Origin of the sequence: Methanobrevibacter arboriphilus (genome assembly GCF_019669925.1) — an archaeon.
Lineage (GTDB): Archaea > Methanobacteriota > Methanobacteria > Methanobacteriales > Methanobacteriaceae > Methanobinarius > Methanobinarius arboriphilus_A.
This window is the reverse complement of the sequence record NZ_AP019779.1, coordinates 1,933,602-1,952,001: the sequence shown is the minus strand read 5'-3', so window position 1 is coordinate 1,952,001 and position 18,400 is coordinate 1,933,602. Positions and strand designations below refer to the sequence as shown.

The 18,400-nt window shown below is 27.4% G+C and carries 14 protein-coding genes and 5 tRNA genes; 2 read left to right on the top strand and 17 right to left on the bottom strand.

Going from position 1 to position 18,400, the window contains the following annotated elements; translation table 11 throughout:
• Positions 1-25: 25 nt before the first annotated feature.
• The 8 genes from rpoB to MarbSA_RS08515 all read right to left on the bottom strand — a co-directional run bounded on the left by rpoB (position 26) and on the right by MarbSA_RS08515 (position 6,294).
• A complete protein-coding gene (rpoB, locus tag MarbSA_RS08550) occupies positions 26-1,837 on the bottom strand; it encodes a DNA-directed RNA polymerase subunit B (protein WP_042703263.1) in 1,812 nt (603 codons plus the stop codon).
• A 181-nt stretch (positions 1,838-2,018) separates the two neighbouring features.
• Positions 2,019-3,560 carry a DNA-directed RNA polymerase subunit B'' gene (locus tag MarbSA_RS08545; RefSeq protein ID WP_042703262.1) on the bottom strand — a complete coding sequence of 514 codons (1,542 nt, stop codon included), beginning with the start codon at positions 3,558-3,560 and terminating at the stop codon, positions 2,019-2,021.
• 1,057 nt (positions 3,561-4,617) lie between these two features.
• Positions 4,618-4,848 carry a DNA-directed RNA polymerase subunit H gene (locus tag MarbSA_RS08540; protein ID WP_042703260.1) on the bottom strand — a complete coding sequence of 77 codons (231 nt, stop codon included), beginning with the start codon at positions 4,846-4,848 and terminating at the stop codon, positions 4,618-4,620.
• 42 nt (positions 4,849-4,890) lie between these two features.
• Positions 4,891-4,964 (bottom strand) — tRNA-Lys (locus MarbSA_RS08535).
• A 203-nt stretch (positions 4,965-5,167) separates the two neighbouring features.
• Positions 5,168-5,239: transfer RNA gene (locus tag MarbSA_RS08530), tRNA-Asp, on the bottom strand.
• A 398-nt stretch (positions 5,240-5,637) separates the two neighbouring features.
• A tRNA-Tyr gene (locus tag MarbSA_RS08525) sits at positions 5,638-5,711 on the bottom strand.
• A gap of 9 nt (positions 5,712-5,720) precedes the next feature.
• Positions 5,721-5,795, bottom strand: a tRNA-Pro gene (locus tag MarbSA_RS08520).
• Between the two features lie 425 nt (positions 5,796-6,220).
• Positions 6,221-6,294, bottom strand: a tRNA-Thr gene (locus MarbSA_RS08515).
• A gap of 595 nt (positions 6,295-6,889) precedes the next feature.
• On the opposite strand from MarbSA_RS08515, the gene thiM reads away from it, so the two are divergent.
• Both thiM and thiE read left to right on the top strand, forming a co-directional pair.
• Entirely contained in the window at positions 6,890-7,771 is an 882-nt protein-coding gene (gene thiM, locus MarbSA_RS08510; protein WP_221061411.1) for a hydroxyethylthiazole kinase, read from the top strand.
• Positions 7,772-7,853: 82 nt separating this feature from the next.
• The gene (gene thiE, locus MarbSA_RS08505; RefSeq protein ID WP_042703256.1) at positions 7,854-8,495 is read left to right on the top strand and encodes a thiamine phosphate synthase; all 642 of its coding nucleotides are present in this window, start codon (positions 7,854-7,856) and stop codon (positions 8,493-8,495) included.
• 102 nt (positions 8,496-8,597) lie between these two features.
• Here thiE and MarbSA_RS08500 read toward each other — a convergent pair whose 3' ends face one another.
• The 9 genes from MarbSA_RS08500 to MarbSA_RS08460 all read right to left on the bottom strand — a co-directional run bounded on the left by MarbSA_RS08500 (position 8,598) and on the right by MarbSA_RS08460 (position 17,974).
• Positions 8,598-9,821, bottom strand: a complete 1,224-nt coding sequence (locus MarbSA_RS08500) for a phosphoglycerate kinase (RefSeq protein ID WP_221061410.1) — start codon at positions 9,819-9,821, stop codon at positions 8,598-8,600.
• Between the two features lie 32 nt (positions 9,822-9,853).
• Positions 9,854-10,522, bottom strand: a complete 669-nt coding sequence (tpiA, locus tag MarbSA_RS08495; RefSeq protein ID WP_054835345.1) for a triose-phosphate isomerase — start codon at positions 10,520-10,522, stop codon at positions 9,854-9,856.
• A gap of 504 nt (positions 10,523-11,026) precedes the next feature.
• Positions 11,027-11,821, bottom strand: a complete 795-nt coding sequence (locus MarbSA_RS08490; RefSeq protein WP_221061409.1) for a transglutaminase-like domain-containing protein — start codon at positions 11,819-11,821, stop codon at positions 11,027-11,029.
• 879 nt (positions 11,822-12,700) lie between these two features.
• Complete coding sequence (twy1, locus tag MarbSA_RS08485) at positions 12,701-13,648, bottom strand: 4-demethylwyosine synthase TYW1 (RefSeq protein ID WP_221061408.1); 948 nt, start codon at positions 13,646-13,648, stop codon at positions 12,701-12,703.
• Positions 13,649-13,784: 136 nt separating this feature from the next.
• Positions 13,785-14,894, bottom strand: a complete 1,110-nt coding sequence (gene sucC, locus MarbSA_RS08480; RefSeq protein ID WP_042703250.1) for an ADP-forming succinate--CoA ligase subunit beta — start codon at positions 14,892-14,894, stop codon at positions 13,785-13,787.
• A gap of 59 nt (positions 14,895-14,953) precedes the next feature.
• Positions 14,954-15,505: a 2-oxoacid:ferredoxin oxidoreductase subunit gamma gene (locus tag MarbSA_RS08475; protein ID WP_054835134.1), complete on the bottom strand. Its 552-nt coding sequence runs from the start codon at positions 15,503-15,505 to the stop codon at positions 14,954-14,956.
• A 105-nt stretch (positions 15,506-15,610) separates the two neighbouring features.
• Complete coding sequence (locus tag MarbSA_RS08470) at positions 15,611-16,453, bottom strand: 2-oxoacid:ferredoxin oxidoreductase subunit beta (protein ID WP_231493806.1); 843 nt, start codon at positions 16,451-16,453, stop codon at positions 15,611-15,613.
• An 85-nt stretch (positions 16,454-16,538) separates the two neighbouring features.
• Positions 16,539-17,693: a 2-oxoacid:acceptor oxidoreductase subunit alpha gene (locus MarbSA_RS08465; RefSeq protein WP_221061407.1), complete on the bottom strand. Its 1,155-nt coding sequence runs from the start codon at positions 17,691-17,693 to the stop codon at positions 16,539-16,541.
• 20 nt (positions 17,694-17,713) lie between these two features.
• Positions 17,714-17,974 (bottom strand): 4Fe-4S dicluster domain-containing protein, encoded by a 261-nt coding sequence (locus tag MarbSA_RS08460; protein WP_042703244.1) that lies wholly within the window; start codon positions 17,972-17,974, stop codon positions 17,714-17,716.
• Positions 17,975-18,400 lie beyond the last annotated feature (426 nt).

Sequence of the window (18,400 nt, the reverse complement as noted above, 5' to 3'; positions counted from 1 at the left end):
TATAAACTTTATAATAATGTTATAATTAAGCTTTATCCTCTAAAACTAATTTAGGGAATATACATAAACTTTTAAGCTCGTCTAAGAGAAGTTTAAATGCATAAGAAATTTCAACAGGGTATGAATCAACATCACCACAAATAGGACAGTACTTTTTATCTCTAATTTTATCATAAACTGAAATCATACCACAATCGCCACAAATAATAGCTTCATATTTGTCAGACTCATCTAAAAGTCTTTCTTTAAGTGCTAAAGCTGCTCCATGAGCAATTAAACAATCTCTTTCCATTTCTCCAAATCTTAAACCACCTTCACGAGCCCTACCTTCAGTAGGTTGACGTGTAAGAACTTGGACTGGTCCTCTTGAACGAGCATAGACTTTATCAGTAGTCATGTGATGAAGTTTCTGATAGAAAGCTACTCCAACAAATATTTCAGCTTCAATTCTTTCCCCAGTCATACCATTATAAAGAGATTCACAACCAGCTGATTCAAAACCATTTGCTTTTAAAGATTCTTTAAGTTCTGCCTCTAAATCTTCATTAAATGGAGTTCCATCAATTCGCTGCCCTTCCATACAACCAGCTTTACCAGCAACCATCTCTATTACCTGACCAACAGACATTCTTGAAGGAATAGCATGAGGATTAACTATTAAATCTGGAACAACACCCTCTTCTGTAAATGGAACATCTTCTTGAGATAATATAAGACCAACAACACCTTTTTGACCGTGTCTTGAAGCAAATTTATCTCCAAATTCAGGTTGTCTAGTATCTCTAACTCTTATTTTTGCTAACTTACTTCCTTCTACAGTTTCTGTAAGTAAAACTGCATCAACTATACCTTTTTCACCATGTCTTACAGTAACAGAAGTTTCTCTTCTTCTTTCAGCTACGGTTCCAAACTCATCAATTTCTTCTAAAAATCTTGGAGGAGAAGTTTTTCCAATTAAAACATCACCAGATTCAACATAAGACTCTGGATTAACAATACCATCATCATCTAAGTGACGATAAGCTTCTTCAGAACGATAACCTCTTACCCCTTTTTCAGGAACTTCAAACTTATCTTCTTGTCCACCAGGATATCTTCTTTCAGAAGCTTCATAAGATCTAAAGAATGAAGATCTAGACATTCCTCTTTCTAAAGAAGACTTATTTAAAATCAATGAATCCTCCATATTATAACCTTCAAAAGACATTACCGCTACAACAAAATTCTGTCCAGAAGGTCTTTTATCATAATTAGTAGCATCAATAATACGTGTTTTAACTAAAGGTGTTTGAGGATGATGTAAAAGATGAGCCCTTGTATCAGTACGTAATCCATAGTTAGAAACATAAAGTCCCAATGCTTGTTTTGTCATACCTGCTTCCATAGTATTCCTTGGAGAGGAATTATGATCAGAAAATGGAATAATTCCTGCACAAATACCCAACATAGTAGATGGATCAATTTCTAAATGAGTATGATCTTCATTCAAATAATTTAATCCCATAGCAATATATGAATTCTCTTCTTCTTCAGCATCAAGATATTCAATAACCCCCATATTTATAATATCATCCCATTTAAGCTCACCATCGGCTATTTTTTCAATATGTTCATCTTTAAGCAAAGGAACGCCGTTTTTAACCAAAATTAAAGGTCTTCTAGCTCTTCCAGGATCATTGAATATATATATTTCATCAGTTTCATCATAGTAAGTAATATTCATTTCATCAGAAACTTCACCTGATCTTCTTTTTTCTCTCATCTCAGTAACGAAATTTTCAGGATCTTCACAGTTTCCGATTAATTCCCCATTTATATAAATCTTAGCTTTATTCACCTAACTCCTCCAATAAAAAAATTAAGTAACATTTACATCATGAATAATTAATAGTGAATAATTAATAGTAAATAATTAATGTTTAATGATTAATTATAATATTAATTATAATAATTAATTATGAATAGTTAATAATAATTATAATGATTTATTTTATAATTTTATTTTATAATTTTAAATTTTACTCCAAAATGCCCATTTCTCTAATTGCTGTTTTAATATCTTCAGGATCTGAACCTTCAGAAATTTTACACATCAAAGCTAAATTTTTTACTAACCCACAATTAGGACCTTCAGGAGTTTCATTAGGGCAAATCTTACCAAATTGAGTTGGATGTAAATCCCTAGCTTCAAAATGAGGCTGACTTCTACTTAATGGAGAAACAACTCTTCTAAGATGTGAAAGTGTTCCCATGTAACTGGTTCTATCAAGTAACTGACTTACACCAGCTCTTCCACCAACCCAATTACCAGTAGCAATAGCATGTTTAATATTTTCAGTCAAAACATCAGATCTTACAGCTTGTCTAATTGAAGGTTCTTTACCACGAGAAATACTTCTTTCAAGCTGATAACTCATATCTCTTGTAAGACTTGTAAATGCAACACGGAATAAATCTTCCATCAAATCACCAGAAACACGAAGTCTTTTATTAGTATAATGATCCTTATCATGAGGTTCTCTCATTTCATATATTACCTGAAGTAACATTTCACACATTTCAGCAAGATAGATAGCTTTATCTCCTCTTCTATCTCCTTCTACACCCATGTGTGGAAGTAAATACCTGTCAATAACATCTTCAGCACGTTTAATACGATATTCTTCAGTCATACCTTTTGCAACACGATTACCAATATATTTAACTGCTGCCTTTTGAAGATATTCTTCTCTCTCTTCCTTATCTAGACCTTCCATTTCTTTTGAATCAAGTTTTAATGCTGCTTCTGAAACTTGTATATCATCAGCTACAACCATTTGAAAATTAAAATCATCTGAAATAGCGGTGATAATTTCTTCATCAGTAGAAAGACCCAATGCTCTAAGCAATATTACAAGAGGAATTTCACCAGGAACATAAGGGAAGGATATTCTTAAAAATACTCCGCTTTTTCTTGGTTTTCTATATTCAAGAGAAATCCTTGCTCTAAAACCACTTTTAATAGAAGTAACAATAGCTTTAGCACGTCTATCTTCAATTTCACCAAGACGTTCTAATATTATCTTATTTGGAGCTATTTCTTCCATAGTAACAACAGCTCTTTCAGAACCATTAACAATGAAATATCCACCAGGATCTTGTGGATCTTCACCTTTAGCTAAAAGTTCATCTTTATCAAGGCCATTTAAATGACAAACATCAGATTTCAACATTAAAGGAAGTTCTCCAATATAAACTTTTTCAAGTGGATTTTCCTCTTCTCCATGATCCAATGCCATCTCTAAATACATATGTGCAGAATAAGTTAAATTTCTAAGCCTTGCTTCAGTAGGATAAATTAAACTCTTAGAACCATCAGCTTCCTTAGTGAATGGTTTTTGAATCTCAATTTTACCAGTCTTAAGTGTATACTCTCCTTGTTCAAGAGTAATAGGCTCAGTTATATCAATTATATTTTGTATACGGTTATTTACAAAGTCATTATATGATTTAATGTGATGATCAACTAAATCATATTTATCAAAAAATGCGTCTACCAATCCCCATGTATTATTTTTCATGGACTTCCTCCAAAATAAAGTCTATATTAAAGTATATTAAAGTATTATTAAATATATTAAGTTAATATTAGAATATATTAAAATATAATTAATTATATTGAATTATATTAGAATATTAAAATATAAAATATTATACAATATTAATATGAAAGATTAATTAAATTATGCATATTAATATGAATATTAATATGAATATTATTATATAATAATTAATATAATTATTATTATAAATGTAAATTGTGAAATAATGTAAATTATGTAATTATAGTAAACATCAACCATGAATAAATATATTAAACAAAAAACAAAACTCAAAAAGCCATTTTATTCAAATAATAGACTTTAAATATTATAATACAACTAATTAGATAACATATTATAAATATTTGAATATGACTAATTAAATATATGTTCAGTTCAATTTTTTAACAATTTAGTAATTTATCAAGTCATATATCACATATATAAAATAGCTTTAATAGCTATTATTCATAAGTTCAGATATCAATTTACGATATCAAATTCAGTAAAATAAAAAACATAGAATTTAATAAATATTGCCAAATGATATATTAGATTCCCATAAATGTATAACCATAATGTATTCATGTATTATCGTATTTATATGTATTATCAATATACAATTATAAAAGATATTAATTTATACATAGAAAATATATATAAATTAATAAGACATAATAACTATTAATAATAATTCTTAAATTTCATTAAACAGTACTTAACCAACAAATAACCGAATTAATTATTTTATAACAAAAAAATTATTTATAATAAAAGGTATTTATTATAATTTTCATCATATATTCAAATTTTATCAATATATTTTATATGTTATATATTATATATTTAGCTATATATTATATTTTTCTGATTATATAAATATTTAAAATAATATTATATAAAATTAATAATATTATAAAATTATTATAAAATTTATAATAAATTAGTATCAATCTAAATTTATATTTGATTACAGTACCTAATGTATTAAACTAATGTGATTAAAGCTACTTAATGGTAAAGCTACCTAATGTAACTAGTCAACTAACCTATAAGTAATAAAAGTTCCAGCAGTAGGACTATCACGTGTAATTTCTAAAATATCTCCCTTTTTAGCATCAATAGATTTAACAACAGGATCATTAATCTTAATTCTAGGAAGATGTTCTATTTCAAAATCTAGATCTTTAAAAATTTTTTCTATTTCTGATTTAGATAAAACAGCATGACTTGGAACAAGTTCATGCTTTAAAATATCTTTACTCACAATATTTCCTCCGGATAAGAAAATTTAAATATAAAATTAGAACGGGCCCGACGGGAATTGAACCCGCGGCCGCTTGGTTAAAAGCCAAGCGCTCTGCCAGACTGAGCTACGGGCCCTGATTGAATACAAATAATTTATATTTAAATATACTTTCTCAAATATGTGCAATATAATTTAATAACTATTAAACTAGTAAGTTGAACTAATAACAATTAAAAATTGGTAACAATTAACCACTAATTACTTATCCACATACTATCTCAAATATACTAAATATATACAACGTATTTTAATTTAATACTTTAAATATATATTTAAACGCCCTGGCCGGGATTTGAACCCGAGTCGCGGGCTCGACAGGCCCGCATGATAGCCCCTACACCACCAGGGCAGGTTTTAAATTTATTATACTAATTATTATATAATATTTAATAGTATATAAATGTTTAACTATAATAACAAGTTAAATAACTAAATTTTATTAATATTATATTATAATTAATATTAATTATAATTGCTAAAAATTAATTCATAAATTTAATCATATATTATAAATTTTATATATTATATTTATTTTTTATATATTATACTAAATTTTATATATTATAAATTAAATCAATATAATCTTTAATGAATACAATCAACACATTATAGTTATAAAATTACTTATATATAAAGCTTATGGTTTTATATAAATTTCAAATAAAATAGCACAATTATCTTAATAATTAATCAGTATTGAATTTGAATCTTTATATTCAATTTAAATTTTAATGCTTTAATATAAAATCCCGCCTGCCGGACTTGAACCAGCAACATTTGGATCTACAGTCCAACGCTCTGCCAAATTGAGCTAAGGCGGGCATTGATAATGGGACCACCCGGATTTGAACCGGAGTCTCAGGCTCCCAAAGCCCAAAGGATCGACCAAGCTACCCTATGGTCCCAAATTTATTTAATTTAAACTATTCGTTATGTTAGGATAATTTGTTTGAATTATACAAATCAAAACTCTATCACCCAGCACATTATAGTATGTTAAATTTAATCATATATATACTTTTTCATATCTTAACAATTTTTACAATAATATTTACCTATTTAATTTTTTAAAGTTTATTACAACAAATATTGAAAGAAATATTTATAAAAGTCTAAGAATTTATAAAAATCTAATATTAAAATTTAATATTCTATAAAAATCTAAGAATCTATAAAATCCAATAATCTATAAAGGTATAATAGCTTATAAAAATCTAAGAATTTATAGAATTCAATCCATATTATATCATAGATAAAAAAATTCTTTAAATAAGATATTAGTTAAAAAGACAATATATTTCAATTTAACATATATGATAATAGTTTTGAAAGCCCCGGACGGGAATTGAACCCGCGACCACGAGATTACAAGTCTCGCGCTCCACCAGACTGAGCTACCGAGGCACATGTTTACATCATTTAATAATGCAACATCACTCTTTTAGTTTATTTTAGCTTAAATACTTTTCTAAATTTATAACTTTAACATTTCTTTTTAAAATAGTAAAAATAATTATTTATAATATACAAGTATAAGATATTACTAAAACTTGTAATTCTTGTAAAAACATTATCAAAATAATATTTTATTAAACAAGCATATAAATATTATTATATTTTATTCTAATAACTTTAAATGTTAATATATTAATTTATTAAATTATTTTAGTATCTATTAAATTATATTAGCATATTAACTCTAAATTTACAAGCAATAACCATAGAATTAACAGTTAAGGACATAAAAAAACATCCTAATAAAGAATGAAAATTCATATAAAAATTATCAATATTTATTAACAAAGAATATAAAAAATATAATTAAAAAATAACAATAGTTAACAAAGTTAATAGAATAAATTATTGTAATATATTACAAAAGTATTAATAATATATTATAAAATTAATAGAATAGACTATAATGTTATTAGAATAGATTATAAAACTGTTAGAATAGATATAAAATTATTATAGATTATAATATAAATAATGTGATAAAATGATTAAAGCTAATTCTAAAATTATAAAAGATATTATACACGCATTGGAGAATGTAAAAAACAATACTCCACTTACACATTGTATAACAAATTATGTTACAATTAATGATTGTGCAAATGCTGTTCTAGCTATCGGAGGATCACCTATGATGGCAGATGATCCTGAAGAAGTTGAAGAATTTGTTGAAATAGCAGATACATTAGTTATAAATATAGGGAAAATGAGTCAAAGCCAAATAGAAGCTATGATAATTGGAAGTAAGCATGGGATGGAAACTAATACCCCTATTGTTTTAGATCCTGTGGCTGTAGGTGTAACTGAGCTTAGAAATAATCTTGTTCTTAAACTGATTAATGATTCTAAAATAGATGTTATTAGAGGAAATATGTCTGAAATAAAAGCTATAGCAAGATTAGTAGAATTAGATGAAATATTAACACTGAATAAAGCTAAAAGCAAAGGAGTAGACGTTTCAGAAGATGATGAAATAACAAAAACAAATCTAAATAATAATGGAACAATTGTAAAAGCATTAGCAAAAAAATTAAATATTATTATAATAGCTAGTGGAGCTATAGACATAATTTCCAATGGAAATACTACTTATGCTTGTGAAAATGGAGACCCACTAATGCCAAAAATAACTGGAAGTGGATGTATGCTAACTTCAATTATTGGGGCATTTTGCGGTGTTAATGATTCTTTTATTGGAGGAATAGCAGGTACAACAATTATGGGAATAGCTGGTGAACTAGCAGGTCAGGAAGTTGAAAAAGAAAATTCTGGAACTGGAACTTTCAGAGCAAATTTAGTTGATTATTTGTATAAGATAGATGAACAAACAATTGAAGAAAAAATAAAGCTATATAAATTAGAATAAAGCTATATGAATTATAATAAAATTATATAAAATACTGAACTAAAAATGTATAAAATATTTAGCTATTTAATAGGTGGGACGAATGGATAAGCTTGAATATACAACTAAACCTAATTACTCATTGTATCTTGTTACAGACAGAAATAATAAAAAGGATGAAGAATTTTTAAAAATTGTCGAAGAAAGTATTTTAGGAGGAGTTACAATTGTTCAGTTAAGAGAAAAAGATACTCCTACTGGAAAATTTTATGATATAGCTTTAAAACTTAAAAATTTAACTTCTAAGTATGATATTCCATTAATAATAAATGATAGATTAGATATTGCATTAGCTATAGATGCAGATGGAGTTCATGTAGGTCAAAGTGATATGCCTGCAAATATAGCTAGAAAAATGGTTGGAGAAGATAAAATATTAGGAGTATCTGCAGCTACAATTTCAGATGCATTAACTGCTGAAAAGCATGGTGCAGATTATATTGGAAGTGGAGCTATATTTCCAACTGATACAAAAGAAGCAGAATGTATAGATATGAGCTATCTTAAAGAGATTATAAATAAAGTTAATATTCCAGTAGTTGCTATTGGAGGATTAAACGAAAATAATATTAATTCCTTAAAAGATACAGATATTAAAGGAATTTCTGTTGTTTCTGCTATTATGAATAGTATGGATCCTAAAAAATCAGCAACAAGATTAAAAAAAGAATATGATCATTTATAATTAAAATAATAATTATTTTGTAGTTAAAATAATAATAGTTTTAATTTGAAATAATAATATTGTATTTAAAATAGTAATTATAAGAGTAATTAAAGAATAAATTTATTTTTTAGCAGAGTCTATTAATGCCTCAACAGCAACTAATTTTTTACCAGAAAGAAGATTTATACAAGCACCTCCACCACTACTAATATGATTGACATCATTTTCAAACCCCATTGCTACAGTAGCAGCTGCAATATGACCTCCACCAATTATAGAAAAACCTTCAGAGCTAGCTATTGCATTTAAAATATCTTCAGTCCCCATTGCAAACTTTGACTCTTCAAATACTCCTGCAGGGCCATTTGCAAAAATAGTTTTTGCACTTCTAATAATTTTTGCATAATCCTTAATCGATTCAATCCCTATATCAAAAATAGAGAAATTAGGAATCTTATCAACAGTGACATCTTCTCTTAAACCTTCTTTATTTTGAATAGCTACATCTTTAGGATATACAATCTTAGAACCATATTTTTTAATGAGTTTTTTAGATTTTTTAACTAAATAACAGTAATCTCTATCCTTAATAAATTTTTTATTAACTTTACCAATATCATATCCTGCAGCCAAAAGTAAAATATTAGCCACTAGTCCTGATGTTAAAACATAATCAGCAGTTCCATTTTCTAAAACATTTTTCATAACATCAATTGAATCATCAGACTTCATCCCACCCAAAATAAAAACACAAGGATGTTCAACATTATCAATAGCATTTTGGAGAACCTTCAATTCTTTTTCCATTACCCTACCTGCTGCAGATGGTAAAATTGGTGCAAATCCAACTAATGAAGGTTGAGACCTATGTGCAGCTGCAAAAGCATCGTTTACAAAGATATCTATTATTGGAGCTAAATTTTGAGGAATTAAAGTCTGAGATTGTTCTTCAGGAGATTTACTAATAGATTCTTCAGAAAAAAATCTAACATTTTCAAGAAGAAGAATTTCACTATTTTTTAAGTTTTTTATAGTTTCTTTAGCTTCATGAGAAAAGATTGAGTCAATGTATTTAACATCAATATTTAAATTTTTTGAAAGGACATGACTATGCTGTTCAAGTGTTGTAAAATCCTTTTTACCAGGTCGGCTTTGGTGAGCTAAAACAACAACTTTAGCACCTTTATCAGAAAGTTCTTTTAGTGTTTCACTATGTAATTTCATCCGAGTGTCATCTAAGATAATTCCTGAGTTAGGATCAACTGGTGAATTAATATCCACTCTGACTAGAACAGTTTTACCCTCAATATCAAAATCATCAATTGTATTAAATTTAATTGTCATTCTATTCTCCAGATTATAAAAATTAAATAAATTTAAATCTTACTAACTAAATTTATTAATGCTTCTTTAGGATTATCTGCCAATATTATTCCTGAAGCTAGAAGAACTCCAGATGCTCCTAAATCCAAAGCTGCGCGCATATCATCACCCGTAGAAATTCCAGCACCGCATAAGACCTCTGTTTTTTTATTAATTTTTTTTACTTTTGATACAGTTCCTTCAACAATTTCTGGTTCAGCTTGAGACACAGGAATACCAGAGCCAATAAGTTCTGGAGGCTCAACAGCAACAAATTCTGGATTAAGAGTAGCTGCTGCTACACTAGTTTCAATATTGTTAGTACAAACTACTGAAAAAACATCTCTTTCTTTAGATAATTTAATAACTTCATCAATATTAGATAATTTCATTCTTTTTTCAGAATGGTTTAATAATGTCCCATTTATCCCTGATTCAATCATACAATCTATAAGATTGCTTCCAGTATGTCCTCCAGGATTTATAGGATCTATATGCTGAGCCAAAATAGGAACATCAGTTTCTTGAGTTATTCTAAATATATCTGTAGCTTGAGGAGCAGCCGCCATAGTTATACCTGATTCAATAGCTGCAGACTCAAGATCTTTAGCTAAATTAAGTGCATTTTCTCCACTAGATTCTAAATAAGTCTTAAAATTTAAAATAACAATTGGTGTTTTGATTTTATTTATTGTCAAAAAAATTCCTCACTTAATTAATTATTAAAATTTGAATATAATATAAATAAAAATTATTAAAACCTAAATATCATATTATTTGTTATTTATAATATATTTTAGATTATTTTTGGTATTTAATAACTTTTGTATTTAATATATTTTTAAATTAATTTAATAAAAGTATTTCGTATAAATATTATATATTAATTTAATTATATTAAATTTAACTATTTTATAAAATAAATAACTAAAAGAAATTATTTAAAACAGTACTTAAAACAAATCATGAAAAATTATCCTAAAGTGAAAGATCTAATGAAAATAATGAAATAGATTTAAAAATAGAATTAAAAAGAGCAAAAATATAAAAAAATATAAAAAATACAATTATAAAAATAAAAAATTTACAATTATAAAAAAATTCTATACAAATATAAAAAAATATTAAATAAAAAATATAAATCTGAAAATAGAAATAAAGTATAAAAATACTTTGTAACAAAGTAGCTACAAAGTTTTAACGATTTTATTTAACCTTGCACATGTTTTGGAATAGTTTTTACTTCCATATTTTTTAGTAACTAATGAAGATTCAAAGTTTAACCATTTACCATTAAGCCTTACTTGAACCCATCTATGGTTTGAAACATATGAGTTTACACCTTGAACAATTCTAACTTTATATTTATTTGCTTTTAATTGTTTAGCTGCCCACTCAGCTAACCCCCAACAATCTCCAACTTTTGATTTTACAACACCTGAAAAAGTTGAAGGGCCTCCATCTACATGGTTAAGATGCCTATTCATATATTTTTGTAAAACTGTTAAACCTTTAACTCCAGATAATTCCCCTGCTAACGGTAAATTAGAAGATTTTTTAATTTTTTTATCATCATTATCAGATTCAGTACATTTTACATATTTCACAGAATTGAAAATATTTACATAAATAGGATCGACTTTATTATTTTTTACAAATTTATTATATCTACTTATCGCATCAATATAATCTTTTTTATAGATTGTTAATGCTTTAGATTTCCAATAATAACTATCGGGATTGGAACCATTGGCAGATTTATATTTGTTAATGGAACTTTTCATCACTTTATAGTCACTTTTAGACATTTTAATAGATTTAACAACAACTTTAACAGTTTTTGTTGTATTTTTATTTAAATCTGAATTATTTGTCTTTTTAACGACTTCTGAAGCTGCAGATGCTTTTATTCCGTTATTATATGTCTTTTCAGAATTTATTTGACTATCTACATTTACTCCAAAAGGAGTTGCACAGACCATTAAAGCTAATGCGAATATTGTAATAATTACAACTATAGGTCCATATTTTGAGTATCTACTAATTATACCGCCTCCGAGCTATATAATCCAACTCATTAGAAATAAAAAATCTCAATAATTTAAAACAATCCTAAAATTATATACAGAATAATATCTAAGCTTGAATAATATTTTAATTAAATAATGTTCTTAATAATAAAAAAATTTATATAAATTTATAGAGTATTTTAAAATTTTAAATTCATAACTTAGACTTAAAAATTTTAAACAACTAAAAATTTTAAACATTATTAAGATTATAATTTTAGATTTTGATAAATCAAGATTTTAATTACTAACTTTAAAATTATAAAGCCACATTTTTTATCATCTTTTATTTAAAAGACTATAGTATATAAATGTTTTGAAAATTTTTTAGAAAGAAAGGTTAAATAAAGCTTTTTTTCACATATAAAGGACAAATCACAGGAATTAAAATTTGCTTTCTAAACAATGAAAAGACTATGAATAAGTATTTTAATAAAATATGAAAAGGACCATAACATTCAGATTTCAAATAAATAAGGACAAATAGAAAGAATTTTAAGAAAAAAATAAATAAAAAACATTATCAAAAAATAAGTTCAATTAACCTTTTATAGTTAAAAAAGAGATATTTGAGTACTTAAAAAAAGTAAAAATTTAATTTAATTTTAATGATTTAAAAAATTAAATAGTAATTATATAAAGCCATATATATAATCTGAAAAGCTATAGCTATATACTAAAAAATTATATATGGGTCTAATTAAAAATTTAATATTATTTTTCTATCTATTATTCTTTTATTATTATATTTTTATCTATATTATTATTCAGCTATATTATTATTTTCATTCATTATTCTAAAAGAACAACTCGACTAATCTCCGAATCATTAGTGATTTCTCTTCCAGTGAGGTCAGCTATTTTCTGAGCAAAATCAATTACTTCATTAAATGTAGGCATATTATCAAGTGTCAGTCTATCTCTAGAATAACCAACACACATATATGCTTTGATTTCTATATAGTCTGGATTTGCAAGATCAATTAATTTTGCATAATTTTCATGATCAAACATGTTTTTATGCTTTACACATGTAGTTCGTATACATGTTCTTGAATCAAAACTATTTAGTGTTTCAAGTGATTTATTTATATTTAACCAAGCATCATTTATTTGAGGATTACAAAGATCAACATAAGTTTTTTTATCAGGTGCATCTAAGGAAAGGTATAGTTGTGTTGGTTCATTTTGAAGATTAGCCAACTTTTCATACATAACACCATTACTAACTAAAAATGTTGTAAAATCCTGTTTTTTAAATTCAGCAATAAGTTCATTAATGTCTGGGTAAAACATAGGTTCTCCAGCTAATGATATAGCTGCATTATTTGGTTTCTTAGATTCTTCTAATTTTTTCCTATCTGCTTTATCATTACCAAAGAAACCACAAAGAAGTTTATTTTGAGCATTAATAGCATCTTGAATAATAGTTTTAGGATCATCATAATCACCTACCCATTCTGTTTTTGTAAGTGAGAGATCCCTCCAACAAAAAGAACACTTTTGATGGCAAAAAGGCACTGCAGGAGACATTTGAAGACATTTATGACTTTCAATACCATAAAATTTTTCTTTATAACAAAATCCTTCATTCAAAATACTTTTTTTAGTCCAATGACAAATTTTAACAGCAGAATGTCCTTTACTACCAAGAAAACGATACCCACTATATTCTAATTTTTTTTGATCTTCCAATGATAAAGAAACATTTTTTTCTTGATTATTCAGTGAATTTGACATAAAATATCCTTTAACTATCTTTAAATTATCCTTTCTTTAAATTATCCTTTAATTATCTTTAAATTATACTTAAATAATTTTAAATTACCTATAAATTATCCTTTAAATATTTTTAAATATCATTTGATTATTAAAACTATTCAACAAGAGAGTTTCTAATTTCAACAGCTTTTTTAGCTGCTTTTTCCATTGATATTTCAAAAGGTATTCCTGCTTCTTCTAATATTTTTTGACCTTCTTCCTCATTAGTCCCAGTAAGACGTATTACAATATTTATCTTCCTTTTTGAAGAATCTAAAGCTTTAATAACACCTTTAGCTACATCATCAGCCCTTGTTATTCCCCCAAGTACATTTAAAAAAACTACTTTTACAGGGGAATAGTTTAAAACAAGATTTAATGCTTTTTTAATAGTATTTTCAGATGCCCCACCACCAATATCTAAAAAAGTAGCAGGATTTCCACCATTAAGTTTTATCATATCCATGCCAGTAAGAGTAAGACCTGCACCATTTCCAATAACAGCAATATCCCCTTCAAGTTTCACAAAAGCAAATTCTTTAGGTTTAAATGAATTAGCCTCAGCTAATTCTGTATGACGGAAAAGAGAATCATTTTCAATTTCAAGCTTTGCATCAGCAGCAATCAATCCATCATTTGTAAGTATAAGAGGATTAATTTCAGCTACCTGTGCATCATATTTATCAAATACATTGTATAACTTCCAGATGATACTGCCAACAGAAGAAATTAGATCAGAGCTAACACCCATTTTACGAGCAATTTCTCTTGCTTCATAAGGTAAAAATTCTTCTAAAGGATTAACATGATATTTAATGATTTTTTCAGGATTATCAATAGCTAATTGTTCAATTTCAACTCCACCTTCTATACTAGCCATGATAATAGGTTTTTTAGAAGACCTATCAATAGAAACACTTAAAAAGAACTCTTCTTTGATTTCTGCTTTTTTTTCAACCAATAGGTGTTTTACCTTTTCACCCTTAATTTCCATATCTAACAAATTTCCAGCTATTTCAAAAGCTTCACCAGGATCATCAGCAAATTTAATTCCACCAGCTTTTCCCCTACCACCAATTAAAACTTGTGATTTTAAAGCTACAGAACCACCCATCTCACTAGCAATCTCCATCGCTTCTTCAGGAGAATAAGCTACATGTCCTTCCAAAATACTAATCCCATTTTTTTTAAATAATTTTTTTGCAGCATGTTCAAAAAATTTCATATTTATAACACCCAAAACACTAAATTAGTATAATAATTATATAACTAATTTAATTATATTCAACTACCATCCATTGCATATCCAGCTTCAAAAGCTTGTATATTTTTTTTCTCAGTCCCAGGAGGAACACTTTGTAAAATAGCTTTTTTAGCAGCATCATGAGAAATAACACTTGTAATTTTTGAAATAGCTCCTACCATAACAATATTAGCTACTATTTTAAGACCAATATCATTCATAGCAGTTTTAGTAACTCTTGCATAATATAAATTAATATTATGATCTCTTACAAAATCTCCTATTTCAGATTCATCAATCATATCAGGATCGATTATAAGAGTACCTCCATCTTTTAAATCCCAAACATATGCCAATAATGCTTCATGAGACATTGCAACTAATATATCAGGACTTATTACTTTAGGATAGTGAATTTCATCATCAGAAAGTACGACTTCTGTTTTTGAAGCTCCTCCTCTTGCTTCAGGACCATATGATTGAGTTTGAACCGCATTAATACCATCAAATAGAGAAGCAGCTTTTCCAACAATTATCCCTGCTAAAATAACACCCTGTCCTCCAAAACCCGCTATTCTAATTTCTTTTCGCATAAAAATACCTCTTATGAAATTAAATCATATATAATTGTTGATTATTATGTTGTTTATTATTATCTTGTTTATTATTATGTTGTTGATTATTATATTAATTATTATTTAATCATCAAAATTATCAATATATGCTGATTTAATAGCTAAATTTCGACCACATTGTTCAACAGATAAATCACAAACATTTTCAGTAAGTTCTTTTCTAGGTTTATTAACAAATTCCCCAACAATAAGTTTTCCTACTAATTCTTCCTCAGTCATTTTATTTGCTTTCCTTATATTAACACTATTCTCTTTAAAAGCATTGATCATGTCAACTGGAGACCTTAACTTATTTTTTCTACCATAATAAGTAGGACATTGAGAAACTACCTCCACGAATGAAAAACCTGGATTTAAAAGAGCTTTTTTGATTGAATTTGAAAGCTGTAATGGATGAGCTGTAGTCCATCTTGAAACGAAGCTCGCTCCAGCAGCAGCTACAAGTTCAGCTAAGTTAAATGGTTTGTCCCTAGAACCATAAGGAGCAGTTGTTCCAAAGCTACCTTCAGGAGAAGTTGGACTAATTTGTCCACCAGTCATACCATAAATATTATTATTAACACAAATAACAGTTATATTTATATTTTTCCTAGCACCATGAATAAGATGATTTCCACCAATAGAAGCAGCATCACCATCACCAGTGAATACAACAACATTTAAATCCGGATTACCCACTTTTAAACCACTAGCAAAAGTGATTGCCCTTCCATGAGTAGTATGAAGAGAATCACACTTAACATAACCTGGAATACGAGAAGAACAACCAATCCCAGAAACTAAACTAAGGGTATCGAAATCTATCTCTGCAGATTCCATTCCTTTAAAAAATGTATTTAAAGCTATCCCATTTCCACAGCCTGCACAAAATATATTAGGAAGACGGTCTTTTCTAAGATATTTCATAAATGGGTTTTCATTATTTTTACTATTATTATCTTGTTTAAGATTATTATCATTATTTGACTCATTATTCACCATAATACTCCTCCTAACTAACTTTTTTAATTTCTGATAAAATTTCATTAGGTTTATGAAGTTCCCCACCAATTTTTGGAATAAGGTAAACATCAGGTCGTTCATCAGCCAAACCAGCTACTCTCTCAACTTCATGGACAATTTGACCTAAATTCATTTCAACAACAATCAAATTCTTAGCTGTTTCAGCTGCTTTCAATATTTGATTTTCTGGGAAAGGCCAAGGAGTATCAATTTTAATTGAACCAACTTTCAGACCTTCCTCTCTTGCACTCTGAACAGCAGTGAAAACTGATCTTACAGGAGCACCATAAGAAATAACTATAGTATCAGCATCATCACAAAAAGACTCATGAACAGATACAATTTTTTCACGATTATCCAATATCTTATTACATAATCTAGAAACTAGTTTTGTATGAGATACTGGATCAGAAGAATCAGGATACCCTCTTTCATCATGAGTTAAACCAGTAACCGGAATATTATATCCTTCACCAAAAGGAGCCATTGGAGGAATTTGATTATCACCAGCTTTAAAAGGAAGGTAAGGATTAGAAATATCGAATTTTTCTGGTTTCTCTTTCGGCATAACCCTTTTTTTTATCTCAACTTTGTCAGGAATGTTTATCTTTTCCCTCATATGCCCAATTACTTCATCAGCAGCAACGATAACAGGAACTCTATATTCTTCAGCTAAATTAAAAGCTTTTATAGTAAAATCAAAAAATTCTTGAACAGAAGATGGAGAAATAGCTATTGGTTCATAATCTCCATGAGAACCCCATCTTAATTGCATCATATCTCCCTGAGATGCCATCGTTGGTTGACCAGTAGAAGGACCTCCCCTTTGAACATCCACAATAACCAAAGGAGTTTCGGTAATATGAGCATAGCCTATATTTTCTTGCATAAGAGAAAAACCTGGTCCAGAAGTAGAAGTCATAGCTTTTAAACCACTCCAACTAGCACCAATAACTGCCCCAATAGCAGCAATTTCATCTTCCATTTGAAGAAAAGATCCACCATATCTTGGAAGAAATGCGGCTAAGTCTTCAGCTACCTCAGTAGAAGGAGTAATAGGATATCCTGCAAAGAATCTACAACCTGCTTTAATTGCACCATGAGCGCAAGCTTCATTTCCTTGAACAAATAATTCTTCAGTCATTTTAAAAACCTCATATCTCCCTATTTATCATCATTAATATCTTCATCATGATCATCTTTAGTATCATCTTTACCATGACCATCTTCATCTTCTACAGTTATAGCTTGATCAGGACACATTAATTCACATAAGTGACATTTATTACATTTTTCTTCATTTTCAGGAAATGGTAAATAAACACCTTTCTTATTTTCCTTAGATGATTTTTGATAAACATGCCTAGGACACGATTCAATACAAAGATCGCACCCTTTACATAATTCAGAGTCTATTTTAATCATGAAAATCTCCTATAAGATAATTTTTAATATAATAATTCTATTAAATCTAAAAAAGTTATATGCAAACATCCAACTATTTGTATCAATTTAAATCTCTATATATCTGATATTAACAAATATTACTTATTAATATCTTGTTGATATCTTAGTTAAACTTACATTATTATATAATATTTTTATTATGATATATAGATTATTCATGATAATTAATAAAATTATTCATTGCAAAAAAACAATACAAAAATGAAAAAACAAAAAATAATACAAAAAATAAGAATAAAAATAAGAATAAAAATAAGAATAAAAATAAAATGAAGAATATAAACAATGAATAAAAATAAAAATAAAGCAAAAAGATAATTAAAGCAAAAAATACTTATCTTAAACTTCTAAAAAAATATCAGAAAAATGATTAAGAATAATGAA

What these genes read in the sequence shown, in the direction of transcription:
- MarbSA_RS08545 (WP_042703262.1), bottom strand. Translation starts at nt 3,560, where the DNA reads ATGAAAAATAATACATGGGGATTGGTAGACGCATTTTTTGATAAATAT.
- twy1 (WP_221061408.1), bottom strand. Translation starts at nt 13,648, where the DNA reads ATGTCAAATTCACTGAATAATCAAGAAAAAAATGTTTCTTTATCATTG.
- sucC (WP_042703250.1), bottom strand. Translation starts at nt 14,894, where the DNA reads ATGAAATTTTTTGAACATGCTGCAAAAAAATTATTTAAAAAAAATGGG.
- MarbSA_RS08465 (WP_221061407.1), bottom strand. Translation starts at nt 17,693, where the DNA reads ATGACTGAAGAATTATTTGTTCAAGGAAATGAAGCTTGCGCTCATGGT.
- MarbSA_RS08490 (WP_221061409.1), bottom strand. Translation starts at nt 11,821, where the DNA reads ATGGTCTGTGCAACTCCTTTTGGAGTAAATGTAGATAGTCAAATAAAT.
- MarbSA_RS08500 (WP_221061410.1), bottom strand. Translation starts at nt 9,821, where the DNA reads ATGACAATTAAATTTAATACAATTGATGATTTTGATATTGAGGGTAAA.
- MarbSA_RS08475 (WP_054835134.1), bottom strand. Translation starts at nt 15,505, where the DNA reads ATGCGAAAAGAAATTAGAATAGCGGGTTTTGGAGGACAGGGTGTTATT.
- MarbSA_RS08470 (WP_231493806.1), bottom strand. Translation starts at nt 16,453, where the DNA reads ATGAAATATCTTAGAAAAGACCGTCTTCCTAATATATTTTGTGCAGGC.
- thiM (WP_221061411.1), top strand. Translation starts at nt 6,890, where the DNA reads ATGATTAAAGCTAATTCTAAAATTATAAAAGATATTATACACGCATTG.
- thiE (WP_042703256.1), top strand. Translation starts at nt 7,854, where the DNA reads ATGGATAAGCTTGAATATACAACTAAACCTAATTACTCATTGTATCTT.
- MarbSA_RS08460 (WP_042703244.1), bottom strand. Translation starts at nt 17,974, where the DNA reads ATGATTAAAATAGACTCTGAATTATGTAAAGGGTGCGATCTTTGTATT.